This window comes from Mycoplasma sp. 1573, from assembly GCF_053851775.1.
On the sequence record NZ_JBSQBG010000001.1, the window covers coordinates 341346 to 356286 of the forward strand.

The 14941-nt window shown below is 31.3% G+C and carries 16 protein-coding genes, 1 tRNA gene and 1 rRNA gene; 17 read left to right on the forward strand and 1 reads right to left on the reverse strand.

Translation table 4 applies throughout. The features are described from left to right. The first annotated feature begins 88 nt into the window (after positions 1–88). The 4 genes from lepA to ACWXVT_RS01410 all read left to right on the forward strand — a co-directional run bounded on the left by lepA (position 89) and on the right by ACWXVT_RS01410 (position 3820). Positions 89–1885 (forward strand): translation elongation factor 4, encoded by a 1797-nt coding sequence (gene lepA, locus ACWXVT_RS01395; protein ID WP_438341346.1) that lies wholly within the window; start codon positions 89–91, stop codon positions 1883–1885. Positions 1886–1893: 8 nt separating this feature from the next. Continuing rightward, complete coding sequence (locus ACWXVT_RS01400; protein WP_455967779.1) at positions 1894–2841, forward strand: MSC_0882 family membrane protein; 948 nt, start codon at positions 1894–1896, stop codon at positions 2839–2841. Between the two features lie 15 nt (positions 2842–2856). After that, a complete protein-coding gene (locus tag ACWXVT_RS01405) occupies positions 2857–3084 on the forward strand; it encodes a YneF family protein (protein ID WP_438341344.1) in 228 nt (75 codons plus the stop codon). Between the two features lie 589 nt (positions 3085–3673). Continuing rightward, positions 3674–3820 (forward strand): hypothetical protein, encoded by a 147-nt coding sequence (locus ACWXVT_RS01410; protein ID WP_438341343.1) that lies wholly within the window; start codon positions 3674–3676, stop codon positions 3818–3820. Positions 3821–3854: 34 nt separating this feature from the next. Here ACWXVT_RS01410 and ACWXVT_RS01415 read toward each other — a convergent pair whose 3' ends face one another. Continuing rightward, on the reverse strand, positions 3855–4406 hold the full coding sequence (locus ACWXVT_RS01415) for an NUDIX domain-containing protein (RefSeq protein WP_438341342.1): 552 nt from the start codon (positions 4404–4406) through the stop codon (positions 3855–3857). Between the two features lie 83 nt (positions 4407–4489). Between ACWXVT_RS01415 and rrf the strand changes: the two genes are divergently transcribed. From rrf to ACWXVT_RS01480, 13 genes are all read left to right on the forward strand, one after another. Continuing rightward, positions 4490–4594: ribosomal RNA gene (gene rrf, locus ACWXVT_RS01420) — 5S ribosomal RNA — on the forward strand. Positions 4595–4640: 46 nt separating this feature from the next. Then, a tRNA-Ser gene (locus ACWXVT_RS01425) sits at positions 4641–4730 on the forward strand. A 50-nt stretch (positions 4731–4780) separates the two neighbouring features. Further along, positions 4781–5608 carry a DNA-binding protein WhiA gene (gene whiA, locus ACWXVT_RS01430; protein WP_438341341.1) on the forward strand — a complete coding sequence of 276 codons (828 nt, stop codon included), beginning with the start codon at positions 4781–4783 and terminating at the stop codon, positions 5606–5608. A 2-nt stretch (positions 5609–5610) separates the two neighbouring features. Further along, positions 5611–6414 (forward strand): MAG0110 family membrane protein, encoded by an 804-nt coding sequence (locus ACWXVT_RS01435; protein ID WP_438341340.1) that lies wholly within the window; start codon positions 5611–5613, stop codon positions 6412–6414. Positions 6415–6593: 179 nt separating this feature from the next. Then, on the forward strand, positions 6594–7775 hold the full coding sequence (locus ACWXVT_RS01440; protein ID WP_438341339.1) for an acetate/propionate family kinase: 1182 nt from the start codon (positions 6594–6596) through the stop codon (positions 7773–7775). Positions 7776–7893: 118 nt separating this feature from the next. Next, positions 7894–8295, forward strand: a complete 402-nt coding sequence (gene rpsF / locus ACWXVT_RS01445) for a 30S ribosomal protein S6 (RefSeq protein ID WP_438341338.1) — start codon at positions 7894–7896, stop codon at positions 8293–8295. 21 nt (positions 8296–8316) lie between these two features. Continuing rightward, positions 8317–8847 (forward strand): single-stranded DNA-binding protein, encoded by a 531-nt coding sequence (locus ACWXVT_RS01450; protein WP_438341337.1) that lies wholly within the window; start codon positions 8317–8319, stop codon positions 8845–8847. Between the two features lie 15 nt (positions 8848–8862). Continuing rightward, entirely contained in the window at positions 8863–9117 is a 255-nt protein-coding gene (gene rpsR, locus ACWXVT_RS01455; RefSeq protein ID WP_438341336.1) for a 30S ribosomal protein S18, read from the forward strand. 61 nt (positions 9118–9178) lie between these two features. Further along, a complete protein-coding gene (yihA, locus tag ACWXVT_RS01460; RefSeq protein WP_438341335.1) occupies positions 9179–9730 on the forward strand; it encodes a ribosome biogenesis GTP-binding protein YihA/YsxC in 552 nt (183 codons plus the stop codon). Positions 9731–9781: 51 nt separating this feature from the next. After that, the gene (locus ACWXVT_RS01465; RefSeq protein WP_455967782.1) at positions 9782–11773 is read left to right on the forward strand and encodes a GGDEF domain-containing protein; all 1992 of its coding nucleotides are present in this window, start codon (positions 9782–9784) and stop codon (positions 11771–11773) included. Further along, positions 11754–12194, forward strand: a complete 441-nt coding sequence (gene rplI / locus ACWXVT_RS01470) for a 50S ribosomal protein L9 (protein WP_438341333.1) — start codon at positions 11754–11756, stop codon at positions 12192–12194. Before ACWXVT_RS01465 ends, rplI begins: the two co-directional genes overlap by 20 nt. A gap of 12 nt (positions 12195–12206) precedes the next feature. Continuing rightward, positions 12207–13655, forward strand: a complete 1449-nt coding sequence (gene dnaB, locus ACWXVT_RS01475) for a replicative DNA helicase (RefSeq protein WP_455967784.1) — start codon at positions 12207–12209, stop codon at positions 13653–13655. A 24-nt stretch (positions 13656–13679) separates the two neighbouring features. Further along, a complete protein-coding gene (locus ACWXVT_RS01480; RefSeq protein ID WP_438341331.1) occupies positions 13680–14906 on the forward strand; it encodes a YitT family protein in 1227 nt (408 codons plus the stop codon). Positions 14907–14941 lie beyond the last annotated feature (35 nt).

Genomic DNA, 14941 nt, shown 5'->3' on the forward strand with positions numbered 1-14941 from the left:
TAAGATGTTTGCTAAAAAATATTACTTCTTTTTTATGTGTTTTATAAACACACAAAAAAATGGCGCTCTTTGATAAAATTAATAAACTATGACTAATAACAAAATAAGAAATTTTGCAATTATTGCCCACATCGACCATGGAAAAAGTACTTTAGCTGACAGAATTCTTGAAATAACTGAGACTATTGAAAAAAGAGATCTTGAAGCACAACACTTAGACACAATGGACTTGGAAAGAGAAAGAGGAATTACAATCAAACTCAATGCAGTCCAAATTAAGTACAAGGATTACATTTTTCACTTAATCGACACTCCAGGCCACGTTGACTTTACATATGAAGTTTCTCGCTCGCTAGCAGCTTGCGAGGGTGTTTTGTTATTAGTTGATGCAACCCAAGGTATTGAAGCTCAAACACTTGCCAACGTTTATTTAGCACTTGAACACAATTTAGAAATTATTCCTGTTATTAACAAAATTGATTTACCTTCAGCTGATCCGGAAATGGTAAAAAAAGAAATTGAGAATGTTATTGGCATCGATGCTAGTGATGCTATATTAGTTTCAGCAAAAACTGGACTAGGGATTGAAAATATTATTGATGCCATTATTAGTCGCATTCCCGCTCCAAAAGAAGCAGATCCTGAAAAGGAACTTACTGCCTTAATTTTTGATTCATACTTTGACCCATATCGTGGAGTTGTCTTGCTAGTTCGTTTGTTTAACGGAACTTTAAAAGTCGGTGATGAAATCTTACTAATGCATAATGACAAAAAATTCCACGTGACTGAATTAGGAATTAGAACTCCAAAGGAAATTAAAAAGGAACATTTAGAAGCTGGGGAAGTAGGATGAATTGCTGCTTCTATTCGTGACGCTAAAGATATTCAAGTTGGAGACACAATAACACTGGCTAAAAGACCTTCTCCATTGCCTTTGCCGGGATATAAAAAACTGAAACCGGTAGTTTACACTGGTTTTTACCCAGTTGATACTCGTGATTTTAATGATTTAAAAGATGCCTTAGAAAAAATTTCTCTATCTGACTCAAGTATTAGCTATCAACCTGAAACATCAAAAGCCTTGGGTTTTGGATTTAGAATTGGATTCTTAGGAATGCTTCATATGGAAATTTTGCAAGAACGTTTAGAAAGAGAATTCGGTCTAGATATTATCGCGACAGCTCCTAGCGTTGAATTCTATGTAACTAAGACTGATGGTGAAACCTTAAATATTACTAACCCATCATTATTGCCGGACAGAAACTATATTGAAACGATTGAAGAACCCTATATAAAAGCAAGTATTTTTCTACCACAAGATTACTTAGGTGCAATTATGGAATTGTGTCAAGACAAAAGAGGAAAATATATTGACCTTGAATATATTGATGATAATCGCCGTAGATTAATTTATGAATTGCCGCTAAATGAAATAATTTTTGACTTTTTTGATTTACTGAAATCTTATTCAAAAGGGTATGCATCATTTGAATATGAATTCATCGGATTAAGAGAAAGTGATTTAGTAAAAGTTGACATTTTATTAAACGGTGAAAAAATTGATGCCTTGGCTATGATTGTGCACCGTGATTCAGCATATGTGCGTAGTCGTGAGTTGTGTGAAAAACTTAAAGATGTAATTCCACGCCAAAACTTCGAAGTTCCAATTCAAGCTGCTATCGGTGGTAAAATTATTGCAAGAGAAACTGTTAAGGCATATCGTAAAGACGTTACTGCTAAATTGTATGGTGGAGATGTTACTAGACGTCAGAAACTACTGAAAAAACAAAAAGCAGGTAAGAAAAGAATGAAAGCAATCGGAAGTGTTGAAGTACCACAAGAAGCATTCTTAGCAATATTGAAAACAGACACATCGAAAAAATAGGAGAAAGAATGGGATTAAAACCTTTTGGGCAAAATTCGAACAACAATATTAAGACCGAAAATGCACTACCTAACAATAGTGCTTCATTACAAAACACTCAGTCAATATTACTAAACACAACAATTGAAGAAAAATCAAAGAGAATTGATAAAAAAGGTGTCATACCTAATGGAATAATGCGTGTTTTCAATTCTCAAATCAGAGTTAAAACTTTTAATATCATCTGTGTATCTTTGCTTTTATTTGTTGCTTTTATCTTGTGCTTATTGTTTGCGTTTAAGCCAACACTTTTCATCGAGGCAACAGAGAAAAATCCAAATCCTTCTTCACCTTGAATTTGATACGTTTTACTAGCAATTGCTTCAATACTATTGACCTGAAAATTAATAATTGATGCAATTAGTTTAGTGAATTTAAAAAGAAGCATCAATGAGTATCGTGATGCCATTAATAAAGGTACACAAGAAGTTCCGGCATTTGTTTTGTTACTATACCGCAAACTAATGTTTAACCAAGTAACACATAATTGAATTACAATCGCCTTTGTATTTTATTTTGGTATTTTCACTCTTATTTTCTGAGCTTTGAAGGATGCTCAATGAATCAAATTTGATGGTGCAACTAGGGCTGATGGTTCGCAGGTATATGTCTTGGATTTCAAAACTTGAATTCACAACTCATTCCCTAACACTAATTTATGAATTGGACTGTTCTCTGCAATTATCGCAGTAGTTGTTTTAATCCATATTGTTTTTTCAATCTTAAGAAAAATAAAAATATCTTCTATTCAATCTTTTATGGGTTTAGGGGCCTTTAATTTCAATGAAATTGCAAAAGAAAAACGTAAATATAACATTACGTTAATGAAGATATTTATAATTTCAATATTAGTGGTTCTAATATTACCATTTATAATATATTTTATTGCTACACGTATTATTAGAAGAAAGAAGTAGCGAAAAGGAGTTTATATGTCAACAGGAGCAATCATTGCACTAGCACTAGGAATGGTGGCATTAGGAATTTTAATTGGTGGTTTTTTGGGTATGTGAATATCACAAAGAAAAATTAAAAAACAATTAGAAGAAAATCCGCCAATTAGTGAAAAACAAATTCGTGCTATGTTTATGCAAATGGGAAGAAAACCATCTGAAGCACAAATTAAGGCAGTAATGCGTTCAATGAAACAAGCAAAATAATAATAACTTTTCACAAGCACTTAGAAATTGGGTGCTTTTATTTTGCTAATTTTGAGTCAAATTTTGAATTTCTTATTGAACTATGACTGGCTTTTGTTTGGAAAAATCTTTTACTTCCTTGCAACCATTAAAATTTTGGATGTAAGAAAAAGACACAAATTAGAGTGAATTATTTGCTGCTTTGAATGTTTTCTATTATTTGTTTTCGAGCAGTGGTTTCACTTATTTCTTTGTTGCAAAGGCCTATTTAAAACCAGTACTACACTTATTTTTAGTTGTATTTTCGTATATTATAGAGAGATAACAAACAAGTAAAATAGTTCTAAATCTTACTAAATTCAAGTATTACACTTGTTGTATTATCAATAACGATTGAATGCGTGGCCAAAATTTTGAGCTTTAAACTTTACAAACAAAAGGTGAGTGAATCACAACTGTCACTTGAACAACATTAGCACATGCAATACTAATAGTACTGAAATTTCGACTCCATGACTGAGAAAGAATCAAAAAATTTGCTACAAGTTATAAATAGCTAATAAAAAAGCATTTCATTAAAAATGAATTTTCTAGATCCAGTACTCATGTGATGAGAGTATTGTTTTTGATAGCTTTAATAGTTGAAATAAATAACTTCACTACTTTAATAAAAGTTTCAATCATTACATTAATTCTTACTGTTTCATTAATAGCAAATGAAACTGTGGCAATACATAAATTCAGAAACAAAATGTAAAAAACCTCAGTTGTTATGACTGAGGCCTTTTTTATTATATTAAGTTCATTTTTTGTTTGAAGAAATAATAGCAGTGCACTAATGCAGTAAGAACCATTCCACTATTAATTATGTTTTGTAATTCTTGTTCGCTAGCTCAACGGTTGTAACTTATTTGTTCGAAAATACTTCCATCCCCTAAAGCTTCATGCTGCTGTAAGCCGGTAACATCAAAAATGTAACCAAAAACAATTTCATTTGCTTGTGTTGAAGCTAAAAACTTAAAAGTTTCAAAAACATTATTTTTGTTAACAACAAATCCCGCTTCTTCTTCAACTTCACGAATAGCAACTTTCAAACTATCAGTTTCATTGTTTTCAAATCCACCAGTTATTGGGCAAGGGAAGCAATCATCTCATTTTTGTTTTTCAACAATTTCAGGCAAAGGTTGATAACGAATTAAAAATTCAAATTCGTTATTTCCTTTTCTTCTAAATAATAAAACCGCTACTGAATTAACATTACGACGTTGGGCATAAACAAAACCTTTGTCAGTTTGGTATAAGGATAATCAATAGGCATCATGCAATAATTTATCTTTTTTCATATCCATTAATTATGAACTAAATAGAATACGAAAAACAAAAAATAAAAAATTGCAAATAATATTTTTTTGTGCTAGAATATAAACATAGCGACCAAAGCGAAGGTGTCCACCTGAACCCATTCCGAACTCAGCAGTTAAGCCCTTCAGCGCCGACGATACCTCCAAGGGAAAATAGGGCGTCGCTTTTTTTATTATCTTTTTTTAAGTATTGAACTATAATTTACAAATATATGTCGGTAGTTGCTCGAGTGGCTGAAGAGGTTTGTCTCGAAAACAAATAATGTAGCAATACATTCAAGGGTTCAAATCCCTTACTACCGGCCATTTTTTATTACTTTTGCAATTGCAAGGCTAAAATTTTAGTGGAGTAAAAAATGAAAGAAACATTTACATCGGAAATTAAACAAGAAATCATTAGTAGAAAAATCACTAAAAATGTTGCCGTTAATTTTATTCACGGCTTTTTAGCAACACAAAAAGATGAAAACTGTTTCTTTACAATAAATAAAGAATATATAAGACAATTTGTTTTTCAAATTTTACAAACTTTGCAAATTGAATATAGTCAACCACGCAAAAATCAAATTAGTTTTGTAGTGCCGAAAGATATTAAAAAAGCCAATTATGTCAAACAAAACGATTACTTTGCCGCTATTTTTCTATTGACAGGCAGTGTTAGTGATGTAAGTCAAACCATGTACCACTTGGAAGTTAAGTTTTCAAGCCAACAAAAAGCTAAAATGATTCAGAATTTTTTGGAAAAATATGACATTTGCTTTCGATTAATTGAAAGAAAAAAACAATTTATTCTATACATCAAAAAAGTAGAAAGCATTTGCGATTTTCTTAAAGCAATAGGTGCAATTAATGCTTACATGAAGTTCGAGGAAGCCAAAATCAATCGTGACTATACTAATGCAGTTAATCGCTTAACTAATTTTGATTTTTACAACCAGCAAAGACTTGCGAGCAAAAATACTGATTTTTTAGTGCAATATCAATTCATTTTGGATAATAATTTAGTTAACCAATTTACTCAAGATATGTTAGACTTTTTCGAACTGAAAAAACAAAATTTAGATTTAGGTCTAAGTGACTTAGTTTTACTAATGTCGCAAAATGGCGAATTAAAGTCAAAATCAACATTGTATTATTATTTGAAAAAGCTATCAAAAATTTACTTAAATAATCAGGAGGGATAAACATGGATTTTGGTTCAAGAATTGATGATAACACTAACTATTTTGCTCAATCAGAAGCAACTAAATTGTTAAAAAAGAAACAAAACAAACTACTTTCAATAAGTTTGCTTTGATTTAGTTTGGGAATTTTTATCACTTTTCTATTTGCTGGACTATTTTCATACATTCCGGCTTTAGGAAAATTAATTGTTCGGCCTGAAAGCAAAGATACTTTTCAACCTTGATTAGTTATTTTAATTGCTTTAGCAGCTCAGATTGGTGTATCAATAGTTATTAGATCGTTCTTTAATATTAAAAAATTAGGTAGTATCAAAACAGTATGACTTGCAGTTGGGTATGCAATTTATGTAGCATCTTCAACCATAATTTTGACTATCATGGCCACCTTTTTGAAATGAAGTGGTTATCTTGATGGATCAACACTAACACTTTCATTCTTAATACCATTTGCAATTTTTGTTGTAACTGGTTTGTTAGGATATTTCGGAATAATCAAATTTGAAAAACTGTGACCTATTATAATTGTTTGTCTAGTTGCTAGCTTTATAGTTATGATAACAACAATGTTCACTGTTTTTAGAAATCAAAAAGCTTATTCTCTCCTATCAGTTTTATTTATTGTTATTGCAACAATATCAATAGGTATCAACTTTAGAGCAATAAGACTAGCAACTGAATCTACTAAGAATAACTTAGACAACGTTAGCATGTGAAATCTTGGACTATTTTTTGGTTTTGATTTGTACACCAATTTATACTCATTGACTTTACAAACACTTAGCTTGTTCTCTTATCTAAAAAGTTAATTAATGACAGGTTTTACCTGTCTTTTTGTTACTTTTTACTTTCCAAAAACATGACTAAAGTAGTTTGGTTTCAAAATGAAAATTTTAATTCAAATCAACTATTAACTTTCTAAGTTAAAAAAAATTAAAAGTCTTATAATTAAAAAGTATTTATAAAACACATTTTTAAGGAATATTATATGAGCAAAAAAATACTTGTTATTAATGCTGGTTCTTCATCAATGAAGTGATCACTTTTTACAAAAGATAAATTAGAATTAATTGCTTCAGGATTAGCTGAAAGAATTAATATTGATGGTAATTTAATTTGCAAATACCAGGGACAAAAATTTGAAAAGAAAATTGGACTAAAAAATCACGAAGATGCAGTTCGTGAAACTCTAGTTCAATGACAAGAAAATCACGTTATTGAATCAATTGATGAAATCGATGTTGTTGGTTTCAGAGTTGTTAACGCTGGTCCAGAATTGATGAAATCAATGATAATTGATGATTCAGTAGTTGAAACTATTGAAAAATACACAAAATTAGCTCCATTACACAACCCAGGAGCAATTCAAGCTATCAAAGCTTTTGATAAGTTATTACCAAATGCAAAGAAAACAATGAATACAGACACTGCTTTCCACGCAACTATTCCAGAAATTAACCACGTTTATCCAATTAATCGTGAAATTGCTAAAAAACACAATATCCGTAAATATGGGTTCCATGGAATTAGTCACCGTTACATGACTGAAAGATTAGAACAAATTTTAAATAAAAAACCGGTTAACTTTGTTAGTTTACACCTAGGAAACGGGTCATCACTATGTGCTGTTCGTGACTCAAAATCATACGATACTTCGATGGGATTCACACCATTAGCAGGGGTTATGATGGGAACACGTTCTGGAGATGTAGACCCATCAATCGTAGCATATTTAGCAAACGAACTAAAAATTGACGCAAAAGCAGCAACTGACATTCTTAACAAAGAGTCAGGACTTCTAGGAGTAAGTGGAATCTCAAGCGATATGCGTGATCTAGAAGCAAAACAATTAGTTGATCCAAATGCACGTTTTGCACTAGACTTATTTGCCCAAAAAGTAGCTGATTATTTAGCGGTTTACTTGAACAAAATTGCTAACAAACCAGATGCAATTGTTTTCACAGCCGGAATTGGTGAAAACGACCCTCTAACAAGACAAAACATTATCAACAGAATTCACTCATATAACGTTAAATTGAGTGAAGCAAATACCCAAAAATTTGACGATTACATTTTAATTAGTACACCAGATAGTGAAATTCCTGTGTATGTAATTAGAACAAACGAAGAATTAGTAATTGCAACTGATGCTAAAAACTTAGCAAAGTAGCACTAAAATAAGTCTTTTTCAAGTATAATAACATAGTTATTTTTTATAAATAACAATCAAGGTAAGTTAAACTCCTTGATCTAAAATTAGATCCAATTTAAAGTCCAAAAGGAGAACAATGGCAAAATACGAAATTATGGTACTATTGGATTCAACTGCTAACGAAAGTGTATTGTCATCACTTTTATCTTCAGTTTTCAAAAACAAAGCTGAAGTTACTAAGTTAGAAGAAACCCAATTAGCTTACCCAATCAAAAAGCAAAATACTGCACAATACTTTGTTGTTAAAGTAGATGCTCAAGGCGAAGAAATTAAAGAATTTGGACGTCGTGCAAATCTAGAAAAACAAGTTCTAAGAAACCTAGTAATTAATCTAGATACAGAAAGAGCATTACAAAGAAAACCAAAAGTTAACAGAGCTAAAAAGTTCCAAAAACCAAAAAAACAAGCAGATAGAAGACCAGTGGAAAACAGACAACCACGTGACAAAAAAGACGCTAACGAATCTTCAGCTGAGTAGTTTTAACTAATAAGGGGTGTTATGAATAAAATTTTATTAATTGGAAGATTAACTGACGATCCACAAGGTGGAAAAACTAAAGCTGGTGATCGTGAGTATGCTAGATTTACACTTGCTGTTACAAGACGTCAATACGGACCAAATCCACCACTAACAGATTATATTTCTTGTGTTGCATTTGGAATAACAGCATCAAGCATCAACAAATTCTTAGACAAAGGGGCCTTAATAAGCATCGAAGGTTCTTTACAAGTAACTTCTTCAATTGCCAATGGGCAAAGAATTACAAACTATTCAGTTTTAGTTGATAGCTTTGATTTCCTTGAAACAAGAGAAATTGCTGAAAAACGTCGTAACAAAACAAATAACGATAATCCAAGACCAAGCTTCCAACAAACCCAGCAAAGAGTAGGAATTAATCTAGAAAATGCCTACGAAATGGATAAAAAACAAACTAACACTTCTTTTAAAAATGAAAGTTTTAGTCAAGACGAGGAAGAACACGTTGATTTTGATATTGACGATTTCCAAAACGTTTTTGACGAAGATTAATAAGGAGATTTTTATATGGCAAGAGTAGTTTCTAAAAAACCTTTTGTTCGTCGTCGTCCATGTCAATTCTGTCTTTCAGATCACCAATACATCGATTACAAAGACAGAGAATTGGTTGAAAAATATGTTAACCAACACGGAAAAATTCTATCTTCACGTATTACAGGAACATGTGCTCGTCACCAAAGAAATTTAGCTACAGCAATCAAGAGAGCGAGACTTGTTGCTTTACTACCTTTCATTGGAAGTAACAAAGTTAACAAAAAATAATTTTTAAGAGCCTTTTCGGCTCTTTTTCTTTACAATTTAAATAGTTTTAAGGAGTCATATTATGTGAAATTTTATTAAAAGTGCTGACAAAATGGATTCTTGATATCAACATGACAATGAAGAAATTGCTTTTTGAGGTCGTTCAAATGTTGGTAAATCTTCGCTGTTAAATGCACTAGCAAATCAAAAAATCGCCAAAGTTTCTTCCACTCCTGGACGCACAAGACTATTAAATTATTTTCAAACTGATAATCAAAAAATTATTGTCGACTTACCAGGTTATGGGTTTGCAAAAATGTCAGCAAGCGAGCAAGTGCATATTTCTAAAATGATTGCCAATTACTTAGAAAAATCAAAAAATTTAACTAAGATTTGTATTCTTATAGATTCAAAAATTGGAATTACTCCAATTGACAGCGAAATGATTGATTATTGCACCGAATTAAATCTTGAAATCTTGTTAGTAGCCACCAAAATCGACAAAGCGAATCAGAAACAATTGCACCAAACCAAAAAAGATATTCAAACACTGTACAGAGACATGGATATTATTTTTGTAAGTTCAAAAAACAAAAAAAATCTAGAATTACTCAAAGAAAAAATAGCCATTTAGTTATCTAACTAAAAGCCAGCTTTTTTGGACTATAATAATATAGATATAGACATGAACAAAAAGAGTAGATCTAAAACTTGAAAAAACATCAAAATATGATTGGGAATAACATTGCTTTTTGTTATTCCTTTTATTCTATTTTTTGTTTTTAAAAGTCTTTATAGCACTAACCAAACACTAAGCATAGTTTTTATTTCAATTTTTTCAGCAATGATGATTGCGAGTCTTGGACTGTTAATTTACAACTTGATTGTCATTTTTCAGCGTAATAGTTTGATCAAAAACACACTGAATTATCATATTGAAAATGAAATTGCTAAAGAAGGGGTAGGAGTAGTAATTTTTGACGAAAGAACCAGAATTATATGAGTGTCAAAATTCATAAGTCAGCGTTTCGGTTCGTCAATAATCGGTAAAAATTTAAAAAATTATGTCGATTTTGACAACATTGATTCAGAGCAATTTTCGCGTAAGATAAATTACGAAGATTTTGACTATGAAATGAATGTAGACTTGACTAAGAATGTGGCAGTTATAAAAGATGTGACTGATGAATTGAACGTTTTTAGAATTTACGACAATGAAAAAATTACTTTTGGAGAAGTTGAAATTGACAATATGTCTTTATATCAATCGATTTATTCAGAAGAAGAAATTTTTAAAATTTATAATGCTGTAGTTAGTGTTTTAGATGATTTGACCGCAAAGCATGATTTTGTTTATCGTCGGTATGTAAATAACAATTTTTTCATTATTACAACTAATGAAACACTAAAAAAATTAATGTCTTTAGACTTTAAACAACTGACTAATATCGAATGTAATGATATTCGTGACAAAAATATAAGAATTCCAATTTCAGTAGGTTTTGCTTATGGCTTAGAAAAGTTAAATGATTTAACTGAAAAAACTAAAGATGCTTTAAGTCAGTCTAAGGCGCGTGGTGGCGATCAGATTACAGTAATTGAAAAAAATAACAAACCAATTTATTTTGGGTCGCGTTACGAAGTTGCTCACACTACCAATAGAACAAGAATGGCCCACTTTACTGCTGAAGTGATGGAAAAAATGCGTAGTAGCAAGATAGATACCGTTTTAATTTATGGTCACAAACTTGCTGATTTGGATGCTTTAGGTTCAGCATACGCATTTTATCTAATTGCTCACTCTTTAAACAAAAGAGCCTTTATTCAAAATAAAACTTTTGATCCTACTTGTCAGCGATCAATCAACCGCTATTTAAACAAAAATCAAAATATTTTTATCACCCCAAAACAAGCAACTAAGCTTAATAGTGATTCAACCATGGTTTTAGTAGTCGATTGTGCTACTGAAGATAGAATTGAAAACAAAAATGCTTTTAAAAACGTTTCTCAAGACAATATTTTTGTTTTCGACCACCATCGAATTAGTCGTAGTCCTGACTATGTTTTAAAACAGAATTTATATGTTGATACCGGAGCCTCAAGTGCATCAGAAATAGTGACTGAATTCATTATGTTTAGTCATAAACAAAAAGCAATAACAAAAGAAGCAGCACAGATGCTTTTAGATGGTATTTACATGGATACCAATAGATTTTTAAAAACAACATCATCAAGAACATTCTTCGCTGCTAGTTTCTTAGAAGAACTGGGGGCTTCAAGTGCAACAAGTATAGAAACACTTAAAATGGATGAAAATGTTTATGAAATAGTAAGCAAAATTTTGAGTAATTTACGAGAAGTAAAACCAGGATATTTCTTGGCAACTTATGAAGGTGATGTGGAAAGCGATGTTGTTTCTATAGCAGCCGATGAAATTTTAAGAATTCAAGGAAGAAAAGCAGCATTTGTGGTTGCTAAAATCCCAGGAATGAAACAATATAAAATGTCAGCCAGAGGAATCGATACTAATGTTCAAATTATTGCTGAAGCTGTCAATGGAGGAGGACACTTTGCAGCTGCAGCAGCCGTTAGCGATGAAAATGAACCAATGGAAACATTTGTCGATAATATAATTCAAGCAATAGTGAGTGTGAAAAATGAAAGTTATAATAATTAAACCTTATCAAAAATACAAAGTTAATGAAATCATCGATGTAGCAGATGGTTTTGCTAAAAATTTCTTAATTAAAAATGGTTATGCCCAACCATTAAATGATGCAACTCTAAAAAACCGAAAAAACGTGCTTAAAAATTTAGCTGAAACTGAAAAACAAAGAATTCAAGAAGCTGAGGCTTTAAAAGCACAAATCGAGAGCGTAACTTTAGAATTTGAGCTAAAAGTTAACAAAGATGTAGTTCATGGTTCAATAACAACGAAAAACATTGAAAAAGAATTACAACAAAAACATAATATTAAACTTCCAGCTCATTCATTAGCATCAATGAAAATTGCAACTTTAGGTATCCACGGAGTTCCCATTACTCTTCACCCTGAAGTTAAAGCATTCTTAAAAGTAAGAATCAACGAAGCAAAGTAGTAAAGGAGAAAAATGTCATTCAGTGAATCAGAGTTAAATAACATTCTTAATAATGAGATTTCATTACTAGGAATTTTGATTAGAGATTACAAAGTCTTAAGTGACATCAATGATTCAATCACTGATGATATTTTTTATTCTAAAAACAATCTTTTAATTTATAAAGCACTGTGTGAAATTTCAACTATCAATGAAGCGTACGATATTGAAGTTATCACTACCTTCTTAATCAAAAATAAGATTTATGAAAAACTAAACGAATTTGAAGACATAAAAGGTGAAGATTACTTTAATTATGTAATCGAAAATGCCGGATACAAAGATTTAATTTCGCAATATATTTCAGCATTAACTGAATTTGCTAAAAAAAGACAATTACTTTTAGCGATGGAAAAGGCACAACAAAACTTGCAAAGTCCAATGGAAGTTTCAAAAGTAATAAGCGAATTACAGCTAAGCTTGATTAACATTGATCTGAGTGAAAATAAAGCTCATTATCAATCCCTTTCAGAAGTAGTCCAGGAGACTACAACCATTCTGCACCAACGTCAAAATAATTTAGAATCAACTGGTCTAAAAGTTGGATACCGCAATTTAGACGCTTTGTTACTAGGCTTCAATCCGGGAGACTTAGTGATTTTAGCTGCGCGTCCTTCAATGGGTAAGACTGCTTTTGCTCTTAATATTGCAAGTAATGTAGCAGAACAAAATAAAACTGTTCTTTTCTTCAGTTTAGAAATGACTAACCAGCAGCTTGTTGAAAGAATGGTTTCAATGAATTCTTGAGTAAAGTTATCGAATATGAAATCTGGTGCCGTCACTGAAGAAGATTGAATCAAGATTGATGCAACGACTGAAAAATTTCAAAATTGACATTTTTACCTAAATGACAAATCAGCTTTAACGTTGAATGATTTAATTGCTATTTGTCGTCGTTTCAGTCGTGTGAGGCAGATTGATTTAATAGTTATTGATTATCTGCAATTAATTACTGATTCGAAAACAAGTTCAGACAATCGTCAGTTAGAAATTTCTAAGATATCACGCTCTTTAAAACAGTTAGCTAAAGAATTGGCTTGTCCTATCATTTCACTAAGCCAATTATCAAGAAGAGTTGAAATGCGTGAAGACAAAAAACCAGTACTTTCTGATTTACGTGAGTCAGGATCAATTGAGCAAGATGCCGATAGTGTCTTATTCTTATATCGTCCTGATTATTATCGCTTAGATAAAAAAGCAAATTCACTTGGTGATTTTAATGATACAGCTTCTACATCAAAGCAATCACCACTAACCTTTACCCTTACAGTTGATAGTTCTTCAAATTTAACTTTTGAAGCATCTTTAACTTATGTCATTGTGGCAAAAAACCGGAACGGTGCAACAGGAGAAGCAGAAATTCTTTTCTTCCGTGAAGCTAACAAATTTAAAGACAAAGACACTCAAGAAAATAATTTTTAAAACTTAATAAATGAAAGGAGATGAATGCCTAAATTACACTTTTTAAAAAATAAAAAAACCGAGCAAAGCCTTTCAAGTTCGCAATCTAAGAATAAAAAAACAAAAGAAGAAAAAAGGGCCAAAAAGATTCTTAACCGCGAAAAAAAACAGCTTGCTGATGCTGAATGAAAAGCAATAATGAATCCATACAATGTCAACATGATCAATGTCTGAAGAAAATTCCCAATGAAAGTAATTATCATGTTTCTTTCGGCATTTTTCTGAAACCTAGCTGTCGGAACATTTTTAGGTAAGGCTGCAGCTGTTTCTACTGGAGTTTCTGCTCTTACACAAATTATTACTTATACAATGGACTGAGGAAGATACTTTGGATTTTTCTATGTGCTTTTAAACTTACCAATCATCTTTTTCTTTTGAAAAAGAAATCCTCGACTTTTCATGGTATTAACAATTTATTGAATGATTTTCCAAGTTATTATCCAGTTAATTATCGGTAATATCAAAGTTATTGATAATTTCATTAAGGCTGAAGTTACCATTTACTCTCCGCACATTGATGGTCTTAAAGAGGGTACAAAAACCTACTGAAGAGCATTTAATTATGATGGAGCAGCAGCAAATGGAGTATACGATGGACAAACTTGACCTATTTTTGCTTATGCATTTATTGGGGCCGCTTTGGATGGTTTAGCATCTGGAATTGCTTGAAAAGGTGGGGGTTCAATTGCTGGTTCTAATATTATCATCTACTATATCTCAAGAGTTAAAAAGATTTCGGTAGGTAAAGTTGGAATCATCGTCAACTTGTGTATTGCCACATTTTCAACTATTGTGTTAGGTGGACTAGAAATTGGTAATTTGATTAAATCTCGCCCTTGAAGAGTTGAAGATCAGCCACAAACAAGATTTATAGTTAGAGTCATAGCAACAATTCTATACATTGGTCTATACAATGTTGTTGTTGATAAAGTTTATCCAAAATACAAAAAAATCAAATTTGAAATATATTCAACAAGACTTGAAAAGATTTCAATGAAATTGCGTGAAACAGATTTTGCTCACTCATGAAATATTTACTATGGAACTAGTGGTAAAACACACAAAGACATTGGAAGAATTGAAATTACATCGCTGTATTTAGAAAAAGATTTCATCATTTCTTTAATTCACTCAGTGGACAAATATGCTTGAATTAGTGTAGTTCCGATAAGTGAAGTTAAAGGAAAATTTAATACTAGCTCGATCGATTAAAATATTGTCTTAACGGCAATGTTTTTTTGTATAAT